The sequence below is a fragment of the Halobacteriovorax sp. RT-2-6 genome, from assembly GCF_047085025.1.
GTDB lineage: Bacteria > Bdellovibrionota > Bacteriovoracia > Bacteriovoracales > Bacteriovoracaceae > Halobacteriovorax_A.
The window spans coordinates 923,307-946,637 of the sequence record NZ_JBKIYH010000001.1 but is presented as its reverse complement, the minus strand read 5'-3'; the positions used below and the strand labels follow the sequence as shown (position 1 = coordinate 946,637).

Here is a 23,331-nt window from a genome sequence, read left to right as displayed (position 1 = left end):
TTATTTAATTTCAAAAAACACTCTAAAACCACCGTAATTCTGATCGTAAATTCCATTGAAGTCATTACCTGAAACTTCAATTAACCTTTTTAAACTGAAGTCTAGGCTAGTGATAACCTTTTCTCCATTTAAGTATTTCTCATACTTCTCTTTCGTTAAGAGGTCTTTAACGTTAAAGCTCGCAGTAATTTTAGAAAGGTCTTGGTTATCTATGATATCAACTTGTGAAAGTTTCTTATAAATACCATCTTGATAGAAAAGAATATTAGCACTCTTTGTTCTTACTTCCATTTCGATATTGCGAAATGTTTTATAAGTGAATAGATCAAAGATGTTCTTTTCTTTAAAGGCAATGCTTTTATCTGTTTGACTACATTGGAGCATTTGAATGTTCAATGTCAGTTCAATATTATCTCCAATTTGCTTGGAACTATAATTTTTAACTTTATATGCTTGAAGCTTATTTCGATAGAGGTCCTTCTTCTCATTACAATTTGCCCTTGCACCGTCAGATACTTTAACGACACCCTGTGATGGCATAGCTTGGCAAATTCCTGAACATAGAACTGAGGTAAGGATTATTGATCTCATCTTTAATTCTCGCTTGTTGCTAAATAAAGTAATGAACATTTATAGCACTTTTAAGGATGAGTTTGTTCAAGATGGGAAGATTTACAGGAGATGTCTTAAGTTTAGACATAAAAAAGGCCTCTAATTAAGAGGCCTTTTTTCAAATTATGCATTTGATTTCAGTAGCTTAGAGAGCCATTCTTTCACTCGATATAGCACTAAGTGAATCGTTGGAACGAGTGTGTATGTAAAGAAGATTGAACCTAGCATACCACCAATCAAAACCGCACCCATGGCCGACTTCATTTTGTCGATCATAAAGAGCTGTGGCATTGTACCAGCGATAATGGCAATAGAAGTCATTAGAATAGGTTTCAGTTTTTCCTCGGCCCCTAACCATAATGCTTCCTTAATCTCAACACCTTCATCAAGCTTTTGCTGAGTATATTCAATCATAAGAATGGCGTTGTTAACGGCAAGTCCTACAACCATTACAATGGCCATCATGGAACCAATATTAATCGTCTGCTCTGTGTAGAACATCATTAAAAAAGATCCTAGGAAAGATGTTAGAATCGCTGAACCAATTGACACTGGGAATACAAATGAGTTTAGGATCGCAACAAGTAGCATATAGGTTAAGATAACCGCTAACATGAAGGCTTTTCCCATCTCTTGTTGAGATTCTTTCTGACTTTCTGCTTGGCCTGCGAACATAAATTTTGTTCCTTGTGGCAGTTCTGCCTTATTGAATTGCTGGCCCAGATCTCCCATGATGGCACCAACAACACCTTTTACAACAAAGGCCTTGATCTGAATGATTCTTTCTTTGTCACGTCTTTTAAGAGGCGAAGATGCTTCGACAACTTGAACCTTACCAAGGCTTGAGATTGGGATAAGTCCATCCTTTCCATGAATTAGAAATTTATCAAAGTCAGAGATATTTCTTTTAAATTCTGGCGCAAGAGTTACGTTTATATCGTATTCTTCACCACCTTCTTTATAAACGGCATCATCATTACCATTTACAAGTGCACGGATTGTGCCCCCAAGACGCGAGCTTGAAAGGTTTTGACGAATTACTTTTTGAGGTTCAGAAATAAACTGAATCTCCATTTTTGGAATTCGGTAAGAGCTTTCAATTGAACTAAAGTATCCTGAGTCCTTCATGATCTTTTGCATTTTTTCTGATGCAATAATCATATTATCGAAATTATCTCCTGTGACGTTTATTGTAATATCACCATCATTACTAGCGTTTCGACTACCACCAGTTAGAGTGATTTCTGCTTCAGGAATATTAGATACCTTTGGAAGTAGATCATCCATGATTTCTTTATAGTCTCTTTTTCTCTTTGTTGCTGAAGTTAAGTTGACGGTAATACGTGATCTTTCTTCACCGTCATAACCAATATCTGAAAGAGTTGAAACAACCTCTGGGTACTTTCTTATAATCTCATCAACCTGTTGAGTGATCTGAGCTGTTTTTTCAATTGGTGAACCATCTGGCATAAGAATAAATGCCTTAAATTCATCACGGTCAGACTTTGGAAGGAACTCATTACCAACACGTTTTGCCGGATAAACAATTGTAAAGAAAAGCGCCATTAGGACAATAATTGAAGTAATAGGCCAATTCATAAATTTATCAAAGAACCAACGATACTGTTTCGTTGCCCAAGCAAGTAAGCGATCGACAAGACCTGCGAGCTTAGGGAAAGGTCCTTTTAAAGTATCAGGGTCTTTTAGAAGTAAGGCACAAAGCATTGGTGTTAACGTAACAGATGCTAGAATCGAGAAGATCGTTGCAAATACAACAGTCATACCAAATTGAAGCATGAATTTACCAACGACACCACCCATGAAGGCCAGTGGAGTAAATACAACTAGGTTTGTTCCTGAAGAGGCCATTACAGCAAGTAAAACTTCTTTCGTCCCATCAATGGCTGCCGACTGAGAGTCTTTTCCCATTTTTAGATGCTTGTAAACGTTTTCGATAATGATAAGAGCGTTTGCAATGAGGGTACCTAGACATGTACCGAATGCAAGAAGTGTCATAACGTTAATTGAAAACGATGACATGTCCATAAGGAAAAGTGTTGAGATAATTGAAGTCGGAATTACGATACTTGCAATAAGGGCACCACGCCAGTCTCCCAGGAATGTTAAAAGAATCGCAATTGTTAAACCAATACCAATGAAGATCGAGTTAATTGTACCTTTTGTATCATCTAGTGTAATTCGAGTTGTATCAACGACTAGTTCAAGTTGCATCCCATCAGGTAGCTCACTTTGTACTTTCTCAAGAGAACTCTTTAAATTTTCAACGATCTTAATAGCATCACCATCAGAAAGCTTTAGTACTGATAGACCGACTACTTCCTTTTCATTGAAGCGTGCCATCGTTTCAACTTCTTTAAAGCTATCTGAAACATTTCCAATTTCTTGAAGCTTAAAAACTTGTCCCTCTCGGGAAACAACTTCTAGATTTCTGATCTCGTCAACGTTGGCAAACTCCCCAACGAAGCGAACACTAATCTTAGAGTCTGTAGTATTAATTGATCCACCTGGGATATTTAGGTTCTTTCTAGAGATGGCCGCAAGAACATCCTCAATTGAAAGATAATTTTGAATAAGAAGGTTATTATCTAACTCAATATTGATCTCTCTTTCTCGTCCACCAAAAATGTCAACAGAGGCAACACCATTGATAGATGATAGGCGAGACTTAAGTTTTTTATCAGCATACTCATATACTTGAGTCAGGTCATGCTTTGTACTTGAAAGAGCAAGAGTTGCAATTGGCTGAATTAATGGGTCAAACTTTGCAATGATTGGACGATCTGCTCCATCTGGAAAATCGTTTAAGATTGCTTCAACCTTATCTTTTACTTCAATTGATTTGATATTAGCGTCTGCTTCAATATCAAATTCAATGATAACAATACCAAAACTGTCACGTGCATCTGATTTGATTTTCTTAATTTGAGAGACTTCTGAAATTTCGTCCTCAATCTTCTTTAAAATTTGTGATTCGATTTCTTCAGGTGATGCACCAGCATAGACCGTTTGTACTGTAATAAGTGGAAGCTCAACCTTAGGTGTCGGTTCAATAATTAAGTTACCAATTGAAACCAGTCCCATTACCATAAAGATGGCAATAAAGATGATTGTTGTGGCAGGGCGTTTAACAAATATTTCGATCATCTTCTAACTCCTTAATCCTGATCCACTAGTGCTTTGATGATATTTACTTTTTCGCCATCATTAAGATAACGTTGGTCACTTAGCACAACAGTGTCTCCTTCAGTTAGTCCGCTTTTCACAACATAGAAGTCTTCGTTACTATCACTTACTTCAATATTGCGTTTTGTAACGATATTCTTATCATTAACGATGAATACGTTATGCGAACCACCTCTTTCTGAAACAGCTTCTCTTTTAATCGTTAAAGCATTTTCTAATTTGTGTGTTTCGATATTCATAATATAGAGATTTGTTGGAATCTTTTTATTTGCAAAAGATACAACGATTTTATGCAGGCCCGAAAGATAATCAGCTTTGGCATCAACCGAAACTACATTTCCGTATACTTTCTTATCTTTTACGCGAATACTAACAAGTGCTCCTGGCTTTATTAGATTTGCCACTTTTGGTGCAACTGATGCATGAATTCTTGGACCAATATTACTACCTGTTACAATGACAAAGTTTGAGAAGGCCCTTCTCGTAACCTTTGTTGTATTAACTGGAGTTCCTGAAACAGCACGAATTGTATACATAGTCGCAGTTTCTTTGCCTTTCTTTCTTTGTAGGTCTAAATCTTTAACAAATAAGCTACCTGCGTAAACAAGACCAACTATTAAAACGAAGATTATTTGCTTCATAATTATTTATCTCCCTTTCCTGTAGTCGTAAGAAGTCGATCCATCTCAGCACGAGTTACCTTTAGTTGTAATTTCGTTTGAGCAAGATTTAGACGGTGTTGAGTTAGTTGAATTTCACTATCATTGAGCTGAAGTTGTGATACTCCACCAGACTTAAAAGAGCTAAGAGCTACTTTATAAGATGAAGAGGCTAGTTTTACAGCTTCAGCTTCCGCATCAAATCTTTCTTGAAGGCCTTCGTAGTCTTGTTCAAGTTTTAAGTATTGAGTTCTAATTTCTCTTCTTAGTTGATTAAACTTCAAGCGCGCGATATTCGCATCACTTCTTTTTATAGCTACTTCTGAGTTCTTACTTCCTCCAAGATCCCAGTCAAACGTAAACTGTAAACCAAATGAAATATCATTTTGGTTATGTGAGATATCTCCTGAGAATGGTTTATCAACTCGATAAGTAAGAGGAGAGTAGGCAACAAATAATCCAAGGTCGGGAAGACGTTGGCTCTTGGCAAGCTCAACAGAGAAGTCTGATAGTTGAATGCTTTCTTTCAGAATCTTTACATCAACTGTTTCATCAAGCTTTTGTAAGTTTGAGGGTATCGTTGCAATTTTATCTTTAGCATTAAAGTTATCAGCAACTACCTTTACGTCATCTTCTGGTTGTAGGGCCAGAAAGTTTTTGATGTCTAAGATTGCATTTTTAAGGTTTTTCTTTGCAATAATCCAATTTGGTTTTCTACTGGCAAGGTCAGCTTGCATTTTGATATTATCATTTCGTGAGATACGTCCGTAAGAAACACGTTCTTCAAGCGCATTTTTATTTTTAACAGCATTTTTATATGAGTCTTCAGTTATTCGTACAAGCTCTTGGTTGAATAAAACTCTGTAGTATAATTGTCTTGCAGCATTCTCAACTTCAGCCTTTGTTACAACTGTTCTCAACTTTCCGATCTTATTTGCAGATTCTGCAATATCGACACCACTAGAGATTTTTCCAAAAGTGTATAAAGGTTGTGTGAGCTGAACTCTTGCATTGTGATTCCAGTCATAACCGTGAGGCATGATATTACCTTTACCATCATTTTTCGTTAAGCCTGCAGATATTGAAAGGACTGGAAATAGATTAGATGTTGCACTACTTAGTGTTTCTTTGGCCTGTTCTAATTCTTGTCTTGCAATACCAACATTTTCATTTCTTTTGACTGCAAGTTCAACTACTGATTGTTCGTTTAAACTGTATTGAGCAGCGCTTACGCTACTAGCAAGTCCAAACAAGACAATATAAGTCTTGATCCTTCTCATGAGTGTGGTTCTCCTGTATATTCTGTCTCTTTAGATTCTCTTTAAGATTTTTTTATTTTATCTTTTTGACTGATAAAACTCTTCAATCATTCCCAACTGACATAAAAGTTTACTTTTCTCATCTTGAGAAAATCTTGAAACTAGTTCATGCCCCATGCTGAAGTAGCGAGGAAGTACTTTATTGATTAATTCAAGGCCCTCTTCAGTAAGTGTAATTTTCTTTGACCTAGTATCGTTTTCGTCAATGGCCTTCTTGACTAGATTGGCCGCTTCAAGTCTTTTAACGATTCCCGTGATATTGGCCTTCGATACTAGAAGCTCTTCTGCTAACTCTGTTGTCGTAACTGATTCTTGATCTGTTAAGTGTAGGATGACAAGGACATCAAATTGAGGCTTTGTAAGTTTAAAATGCGAAACTTCTTCAGAGATCATTTTATCGAGGATTCGAGTTGTGCGAATCATGCGTCCGATAATACTTTCCTGTACATATTCACTCTTTATTATTGACATTGTTACTCCAAGTTTGTTAATGTGTTAACTATATAGTTAACATGTTAACTAAGTTGAATCAAGAATTTTATTCAAATTGACGGTAAGTTAACAAAAGGTAGTAGCTAGATGAATAATACTAAACAGAATTTGATTGATGTTGCGATTCCTTTAATGGCAAAAAATGGTGTCTACGGCGTAAGTTTAAGAGATATAGCGAAGAAGGCCGAGATTAATGTCTCTTCAGTTCTTTATCACTTTGGTTCAAAAGAAGAATTTATTACGACATGTGGTGAACACTGTATCAACTTACTCGCTGAGCAGATTAAAGAAATTTCAAAACATACCTTTGATACTGTTGATGAGCTAAACCAAGTGATCAATCAAGGTGTGGAACAGGGTAAGGAAGCTATCGCAATTTGTGTCATGCTTCTTGTTATCGACTCACCTGGCTTTAGAGAAATTTATGAAAATTATGTCTCGGATGCATATGTATCTGTTCATGGACAAGAGAATCCATTCTTATTAAATCTTAGATCATTTATTTCTTATATGATCTTTAAGAGAGTTGATCTAAAAGTAGCAAAAGAAAAATATGAGGGGAGTGGTATGGTAGAATTATTATGCCAATCCCCAGTGAGTGCACTGTAGATTATTTTCTACAGTGCGTTTCATGCCACATCTTTTCAAGATTCTCACGATCATCAGGATGAGCAATTCTAATCAACTCTTGTGCTCTTTGATTAAGACTCTTTCCGTATAAATCAGCAATACCATACTCTGTAACAACATAGTGCATATGTGATCGAGTTGTTACGACACCTGCTCCTGACCTTAATGTTGGAACAATCTTAGGGTAACCTTTTGCACTTCGTGAGTTGATAACAATAATAGGCTTACCTCCTTCAGAAAGTGAGGCGCCTCTCATAAAGTCCATCTGGCCACCAACTCCAGAGATAATACGATGGCCGATTGAGTCTGCACAGACCTGTCCTGTAAGATCAATTTCAACGGCACTATTGATCGCACATACTTTTGGGTTTCTTCTAATGATACTTGGGTTATTTACATAGTCTGCTTCAAGTTGAATAACGCTTGGGTTGTCATTGATAAAATCATGTACATCTTTGCCTCCAACAATAAAGGCACTAACTGTTTTTCCACGGTGAACATTCTTACATGAATTATTTACGGCGCCACTTTTAATTAAATCAAGCGCACCATTTGACCACATCTCTGTATGAATCCCTAGGTTCTTGTGGTTCTTTAAACTAGCCAGAACTGCATCAGGAATTGATCCAATTCCCATTTGAAGAGTTGAGCCATCTTCAATAAGAGATGAAGTGAGTTGTCCTATCTTTAAATCCTCTTCACTCAAGCAAACTTCTTGATGGCCGACAATTTCGTGATCAATTTCAATCGCATAATCAATATCATTAATATGAATAAAGCCATCACCATGAACACGAGGCATATGTGGATTAATTTGAGCAATTACAACTTTTGCACTACTTACTGCAGCCTTTGCAATATCAACAGATGTACCTAGAGTGCAGTGCCCATGTTGATCAGGAGGACTGACGTGAATAAGTGCAAAGTCTAGAGGAATTCTACCGCTTCGAAATAAGTTTGGAATTTCAGATAGAAAGCATGGAAGATAATCAACTCTTTGGTAGTCGATATGTTTTCTCACATTTCCGCCAACAAAGAGATTGAGAATTTTAAAGTTTTCACAATATTCTTCATTTGCATATTTCGCATCACCGTGAGTATGTAGGTGAGTAAGTGTGACATCTTTTAATTTATGAGCATTTTCAAGTAACCCGTCAATTAGGGCCTGTGGCGTAGAATCACCACCATGAATAAAAATATTTGAATTAGAATATACTATCGATAAAGCTTCCGCTGCATTTGAAACAATTTTCACAAGCACTCCTTTGTGTTCATATTTTACGAAGATTTGGCCGAGATTTAAAGTATATTTGGTTACAATTTTTATATGCCATCTATTAAAAAATTAAGGTATAACCTCTAACTATTATGGTAGTTGCAACAACGAGTAAGAGACTCAAAGAACTTATTTATTTTACTATTCCACTTGTAATTGGCCAGGTTGGGCAGATGCTTTTTAACGTCGGTGATATTTTTGTTGCCGGACGCTATTCAACATCAGCAGTAGCATCTATTGGTGTTGCAGCAGGTATGTTGTCTCCTTTTATAATGATTGGAATTTCAACGTTATTTTCTGTCAGTGCAGTTACGGCAAGAATGCGTGGAGCTGATACGAATCCACACGAGAATGGCGTATGGGGAAGTGGAATGACTTTAGCACTTCTTTTAGGAAGTGTTATTTGTACGGCCCTTTATATCTTTACTTACTTTGTTGACTATATCGGTTTGAATAAAGAGATCGTACCTCTTGTTAAGACTTATCTTTATTGGGTCAATATCTCTATTATTCCTGCACTTATTTTTCAAATGATTAAGGAATATCTTCAAGCTTTTGATAAAACAATTTTTGCCAATGCTCTTATCATTTTTATGAATGTCGTTAACCTCATTATGAACTACTGTTTAATGTTTGGGATTGGACCTATTCCTGAAATGGGAATAAAAGGTGCGGCAATTGCAACTGTTGTAACTCGCTTTATTCTAGCTTTAATTATTTATATTTATGCTTATCGAGTACTTCCAATTGAAACGCATTTTAGTAAAAAGTCTTTTAAGGAATTGATAAAACTTGGAATACCAGTTGGTCTTGGAACTTTTATTGAAGTATTAATGTTCTCAACTGTTACTGTCTTAGTTGGACGCATGAGTCTTGTAGCATCAGCGTCTCACAATATTGTTCTAACAATTGCGGGACTAACTTTTATGGTTCCTCTTGCCATCAATGGCGCGGCAGGGGTTAAGGTCGGCTACGCTCTTGGTAGAAAAGATATGGAGATGATTAGGAATTATGCCTATGGGTGTATCTTTATGGCCGTATCTTATATGGTCATAACGGCAATATGCTATTTCTTCTTTCATGAATTCTTAATGGGACTCTTCACGACTGATCAGGCCGTTGTTCTTTATGGATCAGGACTATTCTTATATGTTGCTTTATTTCAAATACCTGATGGACTACAAGTCGCAATGTGGGGAGTCTTAAGAGGGCTTGGTATGAGTAAGCAACCAATGCTCTATTCGTTTTGCGGTTATTGGCTAATTGCAATTCCTGTTGGGATTTATTTAAGCTATCAACACGGAATGGAAGCAGCTGGTTTATGGGCGGGACTTGCAATAGGACTTACTATCGTTTCAATGATTCTCTCGCTTTTATTTAAAAAGAGAATTGGTGAACTTTCTAAGGAATGGGGCGTTTAGGATTCTGATTGCTGCTTTAGTTTTTCTTCAATATAGAGAATGACTTTGTCGAAGTCGAACGGCTTCGTCATAAGATCAACAGCACCTAGCTCCTTTGCTCTTTGTGCATTTAATTCGTCAATGAAGCCTGTAATAATTAAAACTGGAGGTGTTGGAGCATTAAGCTTTCCAATTTCTTCCAAAAGTTTTAGGCCATCCATTTTTGGCATTTTTAGATCAGTGATGACAAAGTCGACAGGATTATGTTTTGCATAGTCTAGGGCCAACTCACCATTTTTGACACCTATGGTTTCATAACCAAATGACTCAAAGGTTTCCACGTAGATATCATTTAATGTCGGTTCATCTTCGGCGACCAAGACCCTCTTCTTAGCTAACATATAAAAATTGTATTTAATCTTTCTACCTAAGGCAAACGTATAAATAAAAACTGTGTTTTAAATCACATAATACAGTTATTCTAGATAGTTACGTGAATTAACCAATGGCCAATTTTTTTGATTTTAATGCCCATTTTTTGCCAAAATTGACGAGAACTCTCTTGAGGTTAAGGCAAAAATTAAGATTTTTTTTCGTAAAAACTGACACTTGTCAGTTACCAATTAGTCCATTGTGCTAATCTAAATTTAATTTAGGAGGCATGTATGAAGCATATATCAGTCGAAGAATTTACTACTCCCGCAGTTCACGTTGTTGATCAAAATGCCAGTATCGATATCGCTTTTAAGATTATGAAAGATAATGGAATTAGGCATCTTCCTGTAAGTGACGGGAATCAAATTGTGGGAATCATTTCAGAAAGAGATGTTATGTCAATTTATGGAAAGAGCTGGTGTGATGGAGTTTTAGTTAAAGACTTCATGAATGAATCTGTTCTTGCTGTTAACAAGGACGATAGCTTAGGTGAAGTAGCTTATCAGCTATCAAGTAATAAAGTTGGCTCAGCAATTGTACTTAATAATAGAAATCGTGTGTACGGTATTTTTACTGTTACAGATGCACTAAATGCTTTAGTCGAAGTTTTTGTCGATGACGCTTATAAGAGAAGTGATCTTAGAAATTAATTTCATCCTTCTTGAAGAGAACCGGACATACCGGTGACTCTGAAGCTAAGTGTAGTGGGAGTGGAAAGCCTGAAAAGAAGTACTTTCCAGCAGGCACGTCGTCTAGTTTTAAATTTTCAAAAATGGCAGCTTGCTTAAAAAGTGTATTATGAATCGGCCTATTTCTGCTCCCTGGACAAAAGTCAGAAGACTTCCAAGAAGTACCATACATATCAAAGTTAGGGTTTTGTAATAAGTAGTCAGCACTTTCTTGTGAAAGTGTTAAGACATAATTAGGGTCGTGCAGTTGTGATTTGTTTATTGGCATTTCTTCGACTGACAAAATCAACTTGCATGGAATCTCATCTCCAAGCTCGGACTTAAGCTCACTTAGTGAGACTTCCCAATGGTAAATACCATCAAGGCCTTCTACAGGTTTCCAGTTTTTTCCTTTTAGTTTTACGACAACTACTGGCCCAAAAAATGAATTTATTTGCTTCTTAAAATAGTCATCGACGCTCATCCCATTTTTCATAGTGTGAGATTGTGCTTCCATATGAGTGAGACTATGTGGTTTTAAAGTATGAGCATCATAATTTACTGGAGGACCTTTTGGATCATTCATCGAGTAAATATTCTCTCGCTTATAGCCTTGACCTTCAAACCACATTCCAGGCATTGATTCTGTAATAATTGGACTTAGGATATAAGGCATTTTAACTCCAGTGTTTATTGAGTTATCATTGTAGCATTAATAAATGAATTAGAGGTAGTAGAATGCATATACCAAAGCTATTCAAGCAGGAAGATAGGACCGAGTTAATAAAGCAGATGAAGGAGACGACATTTGCGAATCTGATATCAAACGGAACTGAAGGGATTGAGGTTAATCATCTTCCACTTTGCGTTGTCGAAGAAGAGGGGAAGCTATTCTTATTTGGACATATTGCAAGAGCAAATTCTCTTTGGAAATCCACACTTGATAACAGTGAGGTTGTAACTACCTTCAATGGCCCTCATTGTTACATTTCTCCTAATCATTACCCAACTAAGAAAGAGACTGGTAAAGCTGTTCCAACATGGAACTATATTGTTGTTCATGCTCGTGGAAAAATTTCATTTATTGAAGATAAGGAGTGGATTCTTAATTCGATTGAGATGCTTACTAATGAACAGGAAGAAGGAGGCCACAATCCTTGGAAGGTTGAAGATGCTCCTCGTGATTATACACAAAAGCTTCTGGCCGCAATTATTGGAATTAAAATTGAAGTAACCTCTCTTGAAGGGCAGTGGAAACTTAGCCAAAACCAACCAGTTGAAAATAGACAAGGAGTGATCTCTGCTCTTAGTTCCTCAGATGATCCTTATCAAAGGGAAGTCGCTCAAAGAATGAAATTATAAATCTATCATTGTCTGACGATATAAAAAAAGGTCAGTATTAAACTGACCCTTTTGTTGATAGATTAATTTTTTTGGCATTTCTCATATAATTCTCCTTGAGTTGATTTCCTATGAATTAAGTATATGTCTCAAAAAGAATTTTTAAGTTTGTTTCGAGTCTAATTTCTGCAAAGTGATTGTGAGTTTTTTGTTAGTCGTATTGAATACTCAACTATGATAACCTTTCTTTTATCAATATTAAACATTCTTAACTATTAAAACGTCGATAGGTAGTACACGAAATTTAATTATAAAAAGGATGTATCGATGAGAATTACTTTTCTTGGAGCAGCTGGTGGTGTTACTGGATCTAAAACTTTGTTAAAAGTTGGGAAGGATTATAAAGAGCAGTATCTTGTTGACTATGGACTCTATCAAGGGGCCAAGGAAAATCGTGAACGCAATTGGATGTCGTATCATGGTGCCAGTAAGCTAAGTGCAGTTTTTTTAACTCATGCACATATTGATCATTCCGGCCTTTTACCTCGTCTATATCGGGATGGTTTTCGAGGTAAGGTTTATTGTACAAGGGAAACATTTAGGCTTTGTCAGATCTTATTAATGGATTCGGCCCGTATTCATGAAGAAGATGCAAAATATGCAAATCGAAAAAAGATCTCAAGACACAAGCCGGCCCTTCCTTTATATACAACGCAGGAAGCTCAAGCTGTTCTTGAACACTTTGAAGTTGTGGATTTCGAACAAGAGCTGACAATTACTAACAATATTGCAATTACTTTTTTCTGGGCCGGCCATATTCTTGGAGCAAGCTTTATTCGAGTCCGCTATAAAGCAGCTAGTGGAGAAGTTAAAACAATCGTTTTTTCTGGAGATGTTGGGCATAAGAGAAATATCCTTTTAAACGAACCTCAAGTTATCTGTGAAACTGATTATCTTGTTTTAGAATCTACATATGGAGATAGGCTACATGCCCGTATTCCTGCAAAAGAAGTTTTAGGAATGTATCTAAATACAATTTTAAAGCGCGGTGGAGTTGCGGTTATACCGGCCTTCTCAGTTGGTCGTACACAAGATATTCTCTATCTTATTAAAGAATTGATGAATGAAGAGGCCATCCCTAGCGTACCTGTTCATTTAGATAGCCCACTTTCTAAGAAAGCTAACCGTATATTTAATGATTGCTTTCGAAAGGGTCATGTCAAAGATAATGTAACAGAGGATATCGATATTTATCCTGATACATTTGAAGAAATCGAAGATGTTGAAGATTCAAAGGCCCTTATGGAAAAGTCTGGACCTCGTATTATCGTTAGTGCTTCAGGGATGATTGATGGTGGGAGAGTTGTGTATCATGTAATGAAGCATATTGTGGATGAAGATAGTGGAATAATTTTAGTTGGCTTCCAACCTGAAGGAACGAAAGGTCGTATTCTAATTGATGGTGAAAAAGAACTCCATATGCATAAACAGAGACTTCCAGTTCGAGCTAGTATATTTTATATCGATTCATTATCTGCGCATGGTGATTACTTAGATCTTATCGGATGGCTAAATGAATCACGTATTTCACCTAAGCTTGTTATTTTAAATCATGGTGAAGAAAAGGCATCAAGTCATTTTAAAACTCTTCTCGAATCTCAGTTAAGTCTTAGGACAACGATTGCAATCTTAGGGGAGGAATTTGATTTAGAGAATATTTATGATAATCAAACAAAGGTCGCAAGTAAGTTAGCAGCGTGAGGTAAGAGGTTAATGAAGATTGATTATGAAAGAGGAATTACATATAAGTATCTTATTGCTTTCGTATCGATTCTCTTATTCACTATAATTGCTCAAGCTTTAATGCAATTTCTCATTCTTCAACAGGAAAGTTACTCCCAGGTTATTAACTTAGCTGGTCGCCAACGTATGCTAAGTCAAAGACTTGCTAAGCAGTCTTTAATTTATTCTTTTAATACTAGTGTTGAGCCAAGGAGTGAAGTAAGTAAAGAGATCCTTGTCACAAAAGAATTACTGTTTTCTACTCATGAGGATTTGAAAAATGGTAGTGAAGATAAGGGAATAGCTCCTGCATTTTCGCCAAATATTAAGCAGCAGTATAAAGATCTCGATCCCATTTTAAGTAGTATTGATAGGAATATTAACTGTATCGTAAACTTGTGTGAGAATCAAAAGAAAAGCCTTGAAGAGATTGTCAAAGATACAGATTTATTTTTAAAAAATATGAATAAGATAGTTTTTGAGTCTGCAGATTATTCTAAAACGAAAATATTAAATTTAAGTAAAATAGAGCTGCTTTTATTCTCATTAATCATTCTTCTATTAATTTACGAATTTTTTAAAATTCTTATTCCTATTAAAAGAAAGCTTGTTAGTCAATTAAAAGAACTACAACAAAAAGATCAAGTGATTACTCACAGTTCAAAGCTTGCGGCCATTGGGGAACTAGCCGCTGGTGTTGGCCATGAGATTAATGGGCCACTAACAATTATAAAGGGATACCTTGCCCGACTAAAAAAAGAGAACTTCAAATCTAATGAGCATGAAGATTATATCGTAAAGTCATTAGAGAAAATAGAATCGTCAGCAACACAGATTGAAAATATTGTTAAAGGATTAAGGAATTTTTCTCGCAAGGATGGACAAGGATTAGTTTTATTTGATCTATCTGCAGTCTTAAATGACTGTATCCTTATGATTGAAGAGATATATGAACACTATGGGATTAGCGTGTCATTTGAAAATTCTTTAGGTGAGTTACAGGTGAAAGGAAGTCCTGGGAAGATACAACAAGTTGTGATGAATTTACTTACCAATGCTAGAGATGCTCTTGAGCAGAGTGAGGTAAAGCAGATCAAAGTAACTCTCACTAGTTGTGACGATAAGGCCGTTATTGAAGTTTCTGATAGTGGTGCAGGGATTAGTGAAGAGAATAAACGAAAAATTTTTGAACCATACTTTACAACTAAGGAGTATGGAAAAGGAAGTGGATTAGGTTTATCTCTATCTCATAATTTCATCAAGGAGCATGGTGGTTCAATTACCATTGATTCTAATTCTGGGGGTGGAACAACTTTTAGAATTGAAATTCCTCTTTAATCACAAAGTGGGGATAAGATCGTTCTAAGTTGGCTACCATTTAACTCGGCTTGATATGGTGAGTAACCACTTGGTCCATCACCCATAATATTCTTATCATCTAAAATGATTTTTCGATCAGGACATCTTCTATCTTTATATGCATCAGCTAATCCCAAATTATGGGCGAGTTCATGGATATAAAGCTTACATCTTTTTTGATCATTAATATTTGCAACGTTTGCAAATTTATGAGTTGCCCATTCTTTGGCCGTAGGCCTTTTGTGTTCCTTAGAGATCGTAATCGTGTGATCGCATTTGAATCGATCCATGATGCCAGTCTCTTCTTTTAAATCGACATTAAGCTTTAGCCCGTGTCTTGCGTAAAAATCTTTCACACAAGGCATTGAGTTTCTTACAAGTGCCATTGATTCTTCTTTGTCTTTCTCATTACCGTCAAACTTTAGGTAGAGTGAGACATCGACATTAACAAGACCTTCTTTAATGTAGGTTTTATACTTTGTCTTTGTTCCAACATACTTAAAGAGGTCGCTATTTTTATCACAAAGTGATTGCGATTTATAATCGACCTCGACTACCGAGTCTTCAGGTCGATTTTCCAGACAGCTTTTAATATAAGTGCTCTTATTAGCATAGTATGAGATTCTTCTTTCGCTGCTACCATACTTTAAATTCCACCCTTCAAATTCTCGATCAGTTGAAAAGTAGAGGAGTTCACTATTTAGGCAAAGATTCTTATCCTTCACAGCATTTATATTTTTAAGTTCACCCGTTACTGATCTAACGACGAGCTTACTCTCTAATGCCTGAAACTCTTCTTTTAATGGCCTTAATCTTTCTATAATATCTTTATTCTCTTTTTGTAGTCTTGCTATTTCTGCTGCCGTTTCTTGGGGTTTGAGCATGCGATGATAGAGGGTGTTCTTCTTTGATACCTCTTCTTGATTCTTATTAAACTGAGAATGAAGTCGATTAATTTCTAACTCTAATTCGTAATAGGTATCGAGATCACCTGCATGAGTAGGTAAGGAGATGGCAAATATAAGAAGGCTTATAAAATAGAACATGTTTTCTTTTCGGTATAAAAGTAAAAAAAATTACTTTTAAATATGTAATGGGAAGTTACTAAGATTCTGATATTACATGCTTTTTGTCTTGGGGAGCTAATAAAAAAGCCAGTAAACTGGCCTTTTCAATAACTATTTTAATGGGTAAATTTCTTGCCCTTTTGCTTCCACACAGGCAAATAGGTAGGCATGCTCAGTATTATCCTCATTTTTTTCTTCTAGGTCGTAGTACTTATTCAAGAGATTGAAATAATCTAGCCTGAAACTTGCTAAGTTTTGTTCACTCAGATTTAATGATCCATGGGTAAATGAGAATAAAAGTACCGTAAATGGGTACTATTTTTTATGTTTTAATATGTGTTGTTGAATTAGGCCGAAAAGGAGCTCTTCTCGGCCAATCGATATATCTTTAAAGTTTGATTCTAGTGCTATCAATCATAACTGCAACATAGAAGTCACGATTGAAGAAGTATGGAACATCAGTAGGGTAATCAATACCAGCTTCTGCTTTCACAATTTTTACAACTTCAGATACATTAATAACTTCACCGCTTGTTAGCTTCCATAATAGGTTGTCATTAACATCAAAAGTAAGTCTAACAGGGTAGCGAAATTTACTTTCTAATACTAGGACTCTTTGAAATTTCGTCCAATATGGTGCTTGGATATCTGTCGGATAATCTGTCCCAGCTTCTGCGCGAACTAACTCGGCATGGTCAGTATAAACTGGAATTCTAACTCCATTATAAAGTGATAGAACGTAATCGTATTGAGGAGCCGGTGCATCAGTTGGAAAGTCGATACCTGCTACAGAGTTATCAATATGCATTGTGCTTATCGCTGGGTGGGCCATTGGGCCAGCACTAACGATAGGGCCTGCAAATACTGGGTTAATTAGATGTAATGCCATTAAGATAAAAGCGATGATTTCAATTTTTAGTTTCATATAAGTACTCCCTTTAGAAAAATAGTTTCAATTGATATTGAACAGGAGTAGATTTAACAAGCAATAAAATATGTGTATATATTTTTTATATACATTTTGCCCCTTGAATGTTTATTTTTAATATACTATTCTTCGTAAATGGAAATATTCGAGTTTAAAAATTATCATAAATTTCTTCGCTACTTGGTTCTTGAGGCTTATGCACAAAGGGGGCTTCAGGCCAAGTTATCAAAGGCAATTGGTTGCCAAGCTGCATATCTATCGCAGGTATTGAAGGAAAAGGCCGATCTAAGTGAAGATCAAGCGTATAAATTAAGTGTATTTTTTAACTTCTCCAAAATTGAAACAGAATATTTCTTAAATCTAATTCGCTACGCTAGGGCCTCAACTCACGAACTTAAAAGTTACTTGAAGTACAAGGGCGAGAAAATTGCTGAGGAAGCAGGTAATCTCGCTTCTAGAGTCAATTCAATGGTTATTGACGATGAAAATGAGCAATATAAAGACTATTTTATCTCATGGATACCGTCTGCGATACACATCGCGACTAGTTGTCCCAAGTTACAAACAATTCCTAATCTGGCCAATCACTTTGCACTAAGTGAGAAAAAAGTAAGATCAACTCTTATCTACTTAGAAAAGCTTGGCCTAGTTGAAAAACATGATCAAAACTACATCTTTAGCGGAAAGTCTATACACCTTCCATTTGAGTCTTGGCTAAACACACCTCATCAGATGGCAAAGAGAATACAAGTGTTAGACATCATTGCTAAAGAAGAGCCTAATAATATTCATTATTCTTCTACATTTACGATTGATGAAAAAGATTTCTTACCTCTGAAGGAGAAAATTTTAAAGCTAATTCAATCCACTCAAGATGACATTAAGGAATCTGGAACAGAGGTTGTTTGTGGCCTGAATATTGATTTATTTGAAACTTAATTAAAATAGGATAGCTCTTTAAGGTACTTCACTTTCATTTATTAGTGCGTGACATGGGCAGGCCGGTCCATGGGTAAAGTAATATGTTAAAAAAGGGGAGAGTCCTAAATAGATTCCAACCAAGAGGAAAAATAAATCTTTAAACAAGCTTCCCCCCTTTCATTGAACTCTGTTCCTTATGGTAATAAAACTGCATGAAACCAACTAGTAGAGGAGGCATGTAGCATAAAGGTATATCCATGAATAAATGCTCCATTGCAACCAGCCCTCTAAGTGTATCGAAGAGATGAACTATGGCATGGGCCGTAAACCAAGCCTGTAAGATGAAGAGTGTATTCTTTCTCCATGAACTATCGATAATTGATTTAAATGAGATCACACTTAATACTAAAAAAATACATCCTAGATCACGAACAAAATGCTCATTTAAAGGTCCAAAGTCAGGAATTCTTCCTGGAAAGTTTTTATACCAATGTACAGGGCCTACTAGCATCCACAAAGCGCTTATAAGATTTCCTAGAAATAATAAGAAGAAAAATAATTTCCATCTTTTTTCCTGACTCATATCTATCCTTTTTTTATATTGCAAAGGTATTATTAAGGATATATTATATCCTTAATTGGCTCAAGGAGAAAAGTATGTGTTTCAAAAAAGCTCTTTTAATATCTAGGTATCTTCTCGCAATCACGTATTTGTGGGTTGTAGCTGATCGATTAAGCCTACTAGGGCCTGCTGGAAATATGGGAGTTGTTTGGGGTGATTTTGATACTTTTTTGAGCTACACAGCAAGCCTAAACCCATGGTTTCCTAAAAAAGTGTCATACTTTTTTGGGTATATTGTCACTATCGTTGAAGTCTTATTAGCTGTCTTTTTTATTTTTAATGTAAGGTTAAAAGAAACTTTCTTAGCAAGTTTTATACTCTTAGTAACTTTTACTTTCAGTATGATTTTTTCAGTAGGGTTTGAACAGGCTTATGACTTTATTATCTTTACTGTTATATTGGCCTTATTAAATGGATACATGTTTTGGAGACTTAAAAGAGGCGCCGTTTAGGACATCTCTTTATTTACCCACTGTTCTGATAAGTCGAAGATTTCTGCTGGAACTTGCGCGTTTATTCCTGAAACAATGTCAGATAATTTCTTTTCTCTAAGAACATTTCTCCAAGCTTCATCGGCCTCAAGCATTGCAATTGCAATTGTGCACTTTACACTTTTATCTTTGTCTTTTTTCTTTAGGCAAGGGTTGTTAAATCGAATTTCCTGACAATTAAATGTTCTTTTCTTTCCTTCAATGGCCTCAACAATTTCTAAAAGACTAATTTGGGAAGGGTCTTTTGCTAATTGATAGCCACCTTTAGGACCTAAGGTCCCTTCAATCAATCCATTTGAGGCCAAGAGTTGTAAGGCCTTAGATAGGTATTCCTTAGGGATTCCATGGAATTTGGCGAGAACTTTTGTTGGGATAAATACACCTTCTGGAACTCTCGCTAAAAATTCCATGCAATGTATTGCCCATTCGATTTGATTTCTTAATTTCAAAGTTGTTCACCTGTATTTGTCATTAACGTCAAAATTATAGCATGATATCTCTACATTGTTTAGAGCAGTGATCCACTTACTTTTTAATTTAGCTTCTTTTCTTGAAGCCCCAAGGGCAATGGCGGCAGCCATACTTACAGCATTTTCTCATACGCTTTAGGCGTACTTCTGTTGAAACAATACCGCCTGTAACAGGGTCCTTATAATAGTCTTCACCATTTTTGACGGCTTCGTCATGTAGAATGCGGTACTGTTGTTTTAGGTTATTTTTTTTATTCTTATTTCTAGACATATATTAAGTTATGCCGCCTGTACTTGTTTGGAACTTTCCTCTAATGCAGCAACTCCACTTTTATAATCTTTTGTGAACTTAATAAACTTATATAAGTAGATTGAACAAACAGCAATGGCAAAGTAAGCAAAGTGCCTAATCGCTATTTGAATATTTTCGTATTGTATTAAAGAAAGCTTTCCAATCCAGTAACCTACAAAGGTTGAGATGAGGAAGCTGTCGCGAATACAATAAAATGCAACGGCCGTAATAATCATGGAGTCATCTGAGGCCAACATTAATTCACCTCTTCTAGATCTTGCACCAATGATAAATTGAAACTTTTTAACATTCATATAAGAAATTTCAATTTCTTCACCTACACAAATATGGTCAGCGATATATGTAGTAGTGATGACATTCTTAAGTTTGGTACCATCTTCAAATTCAAGAAATGTGTACTCTCTAGTTTTTCCCTTTACCTTAGATGAGCCATATCCAATAACTTTTGATTTAACTGTTGAAGCCACGCTTTCTCCTCACTTTATTAACGTTCAATAGTCGGCTTAGCGGGCGAAAATCTTTAATTGATGTGGTTTTAGATATTAGAAACACTTCCTAGTTATTATTCTTATTATGCCTCTCAGTATTTTGTCTTACGCCCACCAGTACCACTTCCAAGAGCAAGGTCTTTTTTTGATACCGTTCCATCGCGTTTCATTTTTTCTATCGTTTCTAAATTCCCACGATACATCTTCTCAATCTTTTGAATGGCCCATGGATTTTTTCTAATAAATTTTAAAATTTTATTAAACATGGGAGGCTCATCATTGAAGCTATTGATCTCTGTCATTGCATAGATTTCTTTACAGCCAAAGAGATTGATAACATCTGTTAACATCATCTTTAAAGTCACACCCTCTAAGGGGTCTTTCTTGCGATTGGTTTGATCATTCATTTTTTTTACCTGCTTTTTATTGTTTAAGATATGGTAACTTATAAAGTGTTATACATCCATCTACACTTTATTGCTTGGTTAAGTTGGCAAGGAGCCAGATATTCTGCTGTTTTTTGTTCTTAAAAGGGGTGATATATGAATATAGTATTTATTAGCATTTATGCATTTTTATTTTTTGTACTCGGCGTATTGTTTACATATAATTCTATGCTCTTTATTAGATTGAAAAAGGACTATGATGTTTCAAAGTCATCTAATATGTTTGAATTTATAAAGGAATGTGATGATTATAGATGTGTAAAAGCACGAAAGATATCTTTAGCTGTAAAAGCTGTAATATCGATAATTATTATTATGACTGTTTGGATACTGTGTGGCTTTTAAGTTACTATCCGTTCGTTTTTGTGTGGTATATAGAAACTGTTGTTCCAGGTGCTCTTTCTTTACGCACGGTCAACGGAAAGTGACCTGGAACCTTATATTTTTTCTATTTTAGGTTTTTTAAATTTTTTTCGAGACTTTTCCACATTCTTTTGGATGGCACATTTAGAAACGTGGTCGTTAACTAACCCCATCGCCTGCATGAAAGCAAAAACAGTTGTTGGGCCAACAAATTTCCAACCTCGCTTCTTTAAGTCCTTAGACAGTAAAGTTGATTCAGGAGTCACAGAGACAGTTTGCGGTTTTATTGGTTTTTTACTATTCGGCTCAAAGCTCCAAATATAGGTAGCTAAAGAACCAAACTCTTTTACTATTTTTTTTGCCATTTTAGCGTTGTTAATTGTTGCCTCTATTTTTCCACGATGTCTAACAATCCCTTCATTTTGAAGTAGGCGATTAATATCTTTTTCGTTAAATCTAGAGACTTTATGAAAATTAAAATCTTTAAAGGCCTTTCTGAAATTTTCTCTTTTAGAAAGAATTGTTCTCCAGCTTAAACCGGACTGAAACCCTTCCAAGCAAATTTTTTCAAATAATCTATAGTCATCTTTGACGGGAAATCCCCATTCCTTATCGTGGTATTCAATAAATTCAGGGGAAACGCCACACCATTTACATCTTATTTTTCCGTCATTACCTTTAATTGTATTTTTCATTGCTCACACATACTTTTCTACTTCATTAAGAATTTAAACTTATCATGGGCCATCGAAGGCGATATTTCATGAATTTCATACTTAACAATATTTTTTTCAACAAATGGATCATTCTTTACTCTTTCTTCTAAATCTGAATAAGATGAACATGAAGCAATGATACCTCCACCTAGGTTTGGCTGCAGTGAGCCAACAACCATAAATACATCATCATCAATTCCTTTTTTTATCCATTTTTTATGGGCATCCATAAAGTCCGCAGCTAGATTTTTATTTTCTGAAAACTTTAAAAACACTACAAACATTTTAATCTCCTAATTTATTTATTATTTAAACCCTTTACCCAATCAATCAAAACTTTAACTTCATAATTAACAAACGATTCATCTCTATAGGCATTTGCCAGCGTTGCAATTCCTTGACTTCTTGCTAATACATGCATTGCATATTTGTTAGCATTTTTTTTAAATCCTAAATCAACAAATTGCTGCCTAAGCCAGTCACGAAATAGGTTAAATATTTCATTAGCTTCACTTCGTGAAACGTGCTCTAATTTATTCAACTCAGTAGTAAGCGTTCCGACGGGGCACCCATAAAGCTTAATTTTAGTCAAATTTGCAATTAGAATATGAATGAAAAGTTGAATTCTTTTTTGAGGGTCTTTGCCTTTTAACTGCCATGTTTCTAATAGCTTTTCAGTCTTCTTGAGGCGGTATTGTATTACTGCACTTAAAATTTCATCTTTAGATTTAAAGTGATGATAGAAATTACCTCTAGAGATTTGAACCTCTTTTGCAATATCTGTAAAGGAAGTCTTCTCAAAGCCTTGTTCATAAAAAAGTCTATCAGCATTTTCTATGATTTCGTCTCTAGTGGATAAGTCTGACATTTTTACCTCTTACTTAATTAGGACTAGTGTCCTAATTGGTACAGTACTAGGACAATTGTCCTAGTGCAAGCGAAAGATTAGTTTTTCAGTTGCTTTTTCTTTATGCAGAGCCAACGTAAAGTGATCTTGCACGAAATGTTCTTTTTTAAATAGTGAGCTAGTTTGCAGGGGAGTCGACTTTGGCATCTTGGTAAGATGATTGGCAAGCACGCATGGGAGTCGACTTTTGCTCCTGCGTCGTCGACACGATGGCATCCATGCCATCGACCGCCAAAAGCAATTAGATCTGATACTAATATCAACAAAAACAAAAAAGCCCACTCGCAAGAGTGGGCTTTTTTGTTTTGGTGGACCTTAGCGGGATCGAACCGCTGACCTCTTCGCTGCCAGCGAAGCGCTCTCCCAGCTGAGCTAAAGGCCCTCAATTGAGATATTTTGTAGAAAGATAATAGCCAACCCTG

26 protein-coding genes and 1 tRNA gene are annotated in these 23,331 nt (G+C 35.8%); 8 read left to right on the top strand and 19 right to left on the bottom strand.

Annotation, left to right across the window (positions count from 1 at the left end; translation table 11 throughout):
• From ACMAYS_RS04335 to ACMAYS_RS04315, 5 genes are all read right to left on the bottom strand, one after another.
• Complete coding sequence (locus tag ACMAYS_RS04335) at positions 1 to 591, bottom strand: hypothetical protein (RefSeq protein ID WP_392991346.1); 591 nt, start codon at positions 589 to 591, stop codon at positions 1 to 3.
• A gap of 144 nt (positions 592 to 735) precedes the next feature.
• Positions 736 to 3,777, bottom strand: a complete 3,042-nt coding sequence (locus ACMAYS_RS04330; RefSeq protein ID WP_412462807.1) for an efflux RND transporter permease subunit — start codon at positions 3,775 to 3,777, stop codon at positions 736 to 738.
• Between the two features lie 11 nt (positions 3,778 to 3,788).
• Positions 3,789 to 4,457, bottom strand: coding sequence for an efflux RND transporter periplasmic adaptor subunit (locus ACMAYS_RS04325; RefSeq protein ID WP_392991350.1), 669 nt, complete (start codon positions 4,455 to 4,457; stop codon positions 3,789 to 3,791).
• A gap of 2 nt (positions 4,458 to 4,459) precedes the next feature.
• Positions 4,460 to 5,755: a TolC family protein gene (locus ACMAYS_RS04320; RefSeq protein WP_392991352.1), complete on the bottom strand. Its 1,296-nt coding sequence runs from the start codon at positions 5,753 to 5,755 to the stop codon at positions 4,460 to 4,462.
• A gap of 57 nt (positions 5,756 to 5,812) precedes the next feature.
• Entirely contained in the window at positions 5,813 to 6,265 is a 453-nt protein-coding gene (locus ACMAYS_RS04315; RefSeq protein ID WP_103216751.1) for a MarR family winged helix-turn-helix transcriptional regulator, read from the bottom strand.
• A gap of 108 nt (positions 6,266 to 6,373) precedes the next feature.
• On the opposite strand from ACMAYS_RS04315, the gene ACMAYS_RS04310 reads away from it, so the two are divergent.
• Positions 6,374 to 6,895 carry a TetR/AcrR family transcriptional regulator gene (locus tag ACMAYS_RS04310; RefSeq protein WP_392991355.1) on the top strand — a complete coding sequence of 174 codons (522 nt, stop codon included), beginning with the start codon at positions 6,374 to 6,376 and terminating at the stop codon, positions 6,893 to 6,895.
• 1 nt (position 6,896) lies between these two features.
• On the opposite strand, the gene ACMAYS_RS04305 is transcribed toward ACMAYS_RS04310, so the two are convergent.
• Positions 6,897 to 8,171 carry an acetyl-CoA hydrolase/transferase family protein gene (locus ACMAYS_RS04305; protein WP_412462806.1) on the bottom strand — a complete coding sequence of 425 codons (1,275 nt, stop codon included), beginning with the start codon at positions 8,169 to 8,171 and terminating at the stop codon, positions 6,897 to 6,899.
• Positions 8,172 to 8,284: 113 nt separating this feature from the next.
• Here ACMAYS_RS04305 and ACMAYS_RS04300 point away from each other — a divergent pair, with 113 nt between their 5' ends.
• Positions 8,285 to 9,613 (top strand): MATE family efflux transporter, encoded by a 1,329-nt coding sequence (locus ACMAYS_RS04300; RefSeq protein WP_412462805.1) that lies wholly within the window; start codon positions 8,285 to 8,287, stop codon positions 9,611 to 9,613.
• On the opposite strand, the gene ACMAYS_RS04295 is transcribed toward ACMAYS_RS04300, so the two are convergent.
• A complete protein-coding gene (locus ACMAYS_RS04295; protein ID WP_103216755.1) occupies positions 9,610 to 9,993 on the bottom strand; it encodes a response regulator in 384 nt (127 codons plus the stop codon). The two genes, ACMAYS_RS04300 and ACMAYS_RS04295, sit on opposite strands and share 4 nt — an antisense overlap.
• 264 nt (positions 9,994 to 10,257) lie before the next feature.
• Between ACMAYS_RS04295 and ACMAYS_RS04290 the strand changes: the two genes are divergently transcribed.
• Entirely contained in the window at positions 10,258 to 10,677 is a 420-nt protein-coding gene (locus ACMAYS_RS04290) for a CBS domain-containing protein (protein WP_103216756.1), read from the top strand.
• On the opposite strand, the gene ACMAYS_RS04285 is transcribed toward ACMAYS_RS04290, so the two are convergent.
• Entirely contained in the window at positions 10,667 to 11,371 is a 705-nt protein-coding gene (locus tag ACMAYS_RS04285) for a hypothetical protein (protein WP_103216757.1), read from the bottom strand. The genes ACMAYS_RS04290 and ACMAYS_RS04285 overlap by 11 nt on opposite strands.
• A gap of 62 nt (positions 11,372 to 11,433) precedes the next feature.
• On the opposite strand from ACMAYS_RS04285, the gene ACMAYS_RS04280 reads away from it, so the two are divergent.
• The 3 genes from ACMAYS_RS04280 (at position 11,434) to ACMAYS_RS04270 (ending at position 15,156) form a co-directional block, all read left to right on the top strand.
• The gene (locus ACMAYS_RS04280; protein ID WP_103216758.1) at positions 11,434 to 12,057 is read left to right on the top strand and encodes an FMN-binding negative transcriptional regulator; all 624 of its coding nucleotides are present in this window, start codon (positions 11,434 to 11,436) and stop codon (positions 12,055 to 12,057) included.
• 306 nt (positions 12,058 to 12,363) lie between these two features.
• Positions 12,364 to 13,797 (top strand): MBL fold metallo-hydrolase RNA specificity domain-containing protein, encoded by a 1,434-nt coding sequence (locus ACMAYS_RS04275; protein WP_412462804.1) that lies wholly within the window; start codon positions 12,364 to 12,366, stop codon positions 13,795 to 13,797.
• 12 nt (positions 13,798 to 13,809) lie between these two features.
• Positions 13,810 to 15,156 carry an ATP-binding protein gene (locus ACMAYS_RS04270; RefSeq protein ID WP_412462803.1) on the top strand — a complete coding sequence of 449 codons (1,347 nt, stop codon included), beginning with the start codon at positions 13,810 to 13,812 and terminating at the stop codon, positions 15,154 to 15,156.
• Here the strand turns inward: ACMAYS_RS04270 and ACMAYS_RS04265 are convergent.
• A complete protein-coding gene (locus ACMAYS_RS04265; RefSeq protein ID WP_412462802.1) occupies positions 15,153 to 16,223 on the bottom strand; it encodes a hypothetical protein in 1,071 nt (356 codons plus the stop codon). The genes ACMAYS_RS04270 and ACMAYS_RS04265 overlap by 4 nt on opposite strands.
• Before the next feature lie 409 nt (positions 16,224 to 16,632).
• A complete protein-coding gene (locus ACMAYS_RS04260) occupies positions 16,633 to 17,169 on the bottom strand; it encodes a hypothetical protein (RefSeq protein WP_392991372.1) in 537 nt (178 codons plus the stop codon).
• 138 nt (positions 17,170 to 17,307) lie between these two features.
• On the opposite strand from ACMAYS_RS04260, the gene ACMAYS_RS04255 reads away from it, so the two are divergent.
• Positions 17,308 to 18,111 carry a TIGR02147 family protein gene (locus tag ACMAYS_RS04255; RefSeq protein ID WP_412462801.1) on the top strand — a complete coding sequence of 268 codons (804 nt, stop codon included), beginning with the start codon at positions 17,308 to 17,310 and terminating at the stop codon, positions 18,109 to 18,111.
• Between the two features lie 139 nt (positions 18,112 to 18,250).
• Here ACMAYS_RS04255 and ACMAYS_RS04250 read toward each other — a convergent pair whose 3' ends face one another.
• Complete coding sequence (locus ACMAYS_RS04250) at positions 18,251 to 18,676, bottom strand: hypothetical protein (protein WP_392991374.1); 426 nt, start codon at positions 18,674 to 18,676, stop codon at positions 18,251 to 18,253.
• Positions 18,677 to 18,750: 74 nt separating this feature from the next.
• Between ACMAYS_RS04250 and ACMAYS_RS04245 the strand changes: the two genes are divergently transcribed.
• Positions 18,751 to 19,167 (top strand): hypothetical protein, encoded by a 417-nt coding sequence (locus ACMAYS_RS04245; RefSeq protein ID WP_392991376.1) that lies wholly within the window; start codon positions 18,751 to 18,753, stop codon positions 19,165 to 19,167.
• Here the strand turns inward: ACMAYS_RS04245 and ACMAYS_RS04240 are convergent.
• The 8 genes from ACMAYS_RS04240 to ACMAYS_RS04205 all read right to left on the bottom strand — a co-directional run bounded on the left by ACMAYS_RS04240 (position 19,164) and on the right by ACMAYS_RS04205 (position 23,291).
• The gene (locus ACMAYS_RS04240; protein ID WP_392991378.1) at positions 19,164 to 19,655 is read right to left on the bottom strand and encodes an RrF2 family transcriptional regulator; all 492 of its coding nucleotides are present in this window, start codon (positions 19,653 to 19,655) and stop codon (positions 19,164 to 19,166) included. The genes ACMAYS_RS04245 and ACMAYS_RS04240 overlap by 4 nt on opposite strands.
• A gap of 88 nt (positions 19,656 to 19,743) precedes the next feature.
• Positions 19,744 to 19,947: a DUF5522 domain-containing protein gene (locus ACMAYS_RS04235; protein WP_392991380.1), complete on the bottom strand. Its 204-nt coding sequence runs from the start codon at positions 19,945 to 19,947 to the stop codon at positions 19,744 to 19,746.
• 8 nt (positions 19,948 to 19,955) lie between these two features.
• Entirely contained in the window at positions 19,956 to 20,456 is a 501-nt protein-coding gene (locus ACMAYS_RS04230) for a hypothetical protein (protein WP_412462800.1), read from the bottom strand.
• Positions 20,457 to 20,569: 113 nt separating this feature from the next.
• Entirely contained in the window at positions 20,570 to 20,884 is a 315-nt protein-coding gene (locus ACMAYS_RS04225; protein ID WP_103216766.1) for a VF530 family DNA-binding protein, read from the bottom strand.
• A gap of 476 nt (positions 20,885 to 21,360) precedes the next feature.
• Positions 21,361 to 21,981 carry a DNA-3-methyladenine glycosylase I gene (locus ACMAYS_RS04220; RefSeq protein WP_412462799.1) on the bottom strand — a complete coding sequence of 207 codons (621 nt, stop codon included), beginning with the start codon at positions 21,979 to 21,981 and terminating at the stop codon, positions 21,361 to 21,363.
• Between the two features lie 17 nt (positions 21,982 to 21,998).
• Positions 21,999 to 22,286, bottom strand: coding sequence for a YciI family protein (locus ACMAYS_RS04215; protein WP_412462798.1), 288 nt, complete (start codon positions 22,284 to 22,286; stop codon positions 21,999 to 22,001).
• Between the two features lie 14 nt (positions 22,287 to 22,300).
• On the bottom strand, positions 22,301 to 22,870 hold the full coding sequence (locus tag ACMAYS_RS04210) for a TetR/AcrR family transcriptional regulator (protein WP_412462797.1): 570 nt from the start codon (positions 22,868 to 22,870) through the stop codon (positions 22,301 to 22,303).
• 345 nt (positions 22,871 to 23,215) lie between these two features.
• Positions 23,216 to 23,291 (bottom strand) — tRNA-Ala (locus tag ACMAYS_RS04205).
• Positions 23,292 to 23,331: the final 40 nt, after the last annotated feature.

Excerpts from the sequence above, each read along its gene's own strand:
- ACMAYS_RS04335 (WP_392991346.1), bottom strand. The coding sequence starts at position 591 with ATGAGATCAATAATCCTTACCTCAGTTCTATGTTCAGGAATTTGCCAA.
- ACMAYS_RS04330 (WP_412462807.1), bottom strand. The coding sequence starts at position 3,777 with ATGATCGAAATATTTGTTAAACGCCCTGCCACAACAATCATCTTTATT.
- ACMAYS_RS04325 (WP_392991350.1), bottom strand. The coding sequence starts at position 4,457 with ATGAAGCAAATAATCTTCGTTTTAATAGTTGGTCTTGTTTACGCAGGT.
- ACMAYS_RS04320 (WP_392991352.1), bottom strand. The coding sequence starts at position 5,755 with ATGAGAAGGATCAAGACTTATATTGTCTTGTTTGGACTTGCTAGTAGC.
- ACMAYS_RS04315 (WP_103216751.1), bottom strand. The coding sequence starts at position 6,265 with ATGTCAATAATAAAGAGTGAATATGTACAGGAAAGTATTATCGGACGC.
- ACMAYS_RS04310 (WP_392991355.1), top strand. The coding sequence starts at position 6,374 with ATGAATAATACTAAACAGAATTTGATTGATGTTGCGATTCCTTTAATG.
- ACMAYS_RS04300 (WP_412462805.1), top strand. The coding sequence starts at position 8,285 with ATGGTAGTTGCAACAACGAGTAAGAGACTCAAAGAACTTATTTATTTT.
- ACMAYS_RS04295 (WP_103216755.1), bottom strand. The coding sequence starts at position 9,993 with ATGTTAGCTAAGAAGAGGGTCTTGGTCGCCGAAGATGAACCGACATTA.
- ACMAYS_RS04290 (WP_103216756.1), top strand. The coding sequence starts at position 10,258 with ATGAAGCATATATCAGTCGAAGAATTTACTACTCCCGCAGTTCACGTT.
- ACMAYS_RS04285 (WP_103216757.1), bottom strand. The coding sequence starts at position 11,371 with ATGCCTTATATCCTAAGTCCAATTATTACAGAATCAATGCCTGGAATG.
- ACMAYS_RS04280 (WP_103216758.1), top strand. The coding sequence starts at position 11,434 with ATGCATATACCAAAGCTATTCAAGCAGGAAGATAGGACCGAGTTAATA.
- ACMAYS_RS04275 (WP_412462804.1), top strand. The coding sequence starts at position 12,364 with ATGAGAATTACTTTTCTTGGAGCAGCTGGTGGTGTTACTGGATCTAAA.
- ACMAYS_RS04270 (WP_412462803.1), top strand. The coding sequence starts at position 13,810 with ATGAAGATTGATTATGAAAGAGGAATTACATATAAGTATCTTATTGCT.
- ACMAYS_RS04265 (WP_412462802.1), bottom strand. The coding sequence starts at position 16,223 with ATGTTCTATTTTATAAGCCTTCTTATATTTGCCATCTCCTTACCTACT.
- ACMAYS_RS04260 (WP_392991372.1), bottom strand. The coding sequence starts at position 17,169 with ATGAAACTAAAAATTGAAATCATCGCTTTTATCTTAATGGCATTACAT.
- ACMAYS_RS04255 (WP_412462801.1), top strand. The coding sequence starts at position 17,308 with ATGGAAATATTCGAGTTTAAAAATTATCATAAATTTCTTCGCTACTTG.
- ACMAYS_RS04250 (WP_392991374.1), bottom strand. The coding sequence starts at position 18,676 with ATGAGTCAGGAAAAAAGATGGAAATTATTTTTCTTCTTATTATTTCTA.
- ACMAYS_RS04245 (WP_392991376.1), top strand. The coding sequence starts at position 18,751 with ATGTGTTTCAAAAAAGCTCTTTTAATATCTAGGTATCTTCTCGCAATC.
- ACMAYS_RS04235 (WP_392991380.1), bottom strand. The coding sequence starts at position 19,947 with ATGTCTAGAAATAAGAATAAAAAAAATAACCTAAAACAACAGTACCGC.
- ACMAYS_RS04225 (WP_103216766.1), bottom strand. The coding sequence starts at position 20,884 with ATGAATGATCAAACCAATCGCAAGAAAGACCCCTTAGAGGGTGTGACT.
- ACMAYS_RS04220 (WP_412462799.1), bottom strand. The coding sequence starts at position 21,981 with ATGAAAAATACAATTAAAGGTAATGACGGAAAAATAAGATGTAAATGG.
- ACMAYS_RS04215 (WP_412462798.1), bottom strand. The coding sequence starts at position 22,286 with ATGTTTGTAGTGTTTTTAAAGTTTTCAGAAAATAAAAATCTAGCTGCG.
- ACMAYS_RS04210 (WP_412462797.1), bottom strand. The coding sequence starts at position 22,870 with ATGTCAGACTTATCCACTAGAGACGAAATCATAGAAAATGCTGATAGA.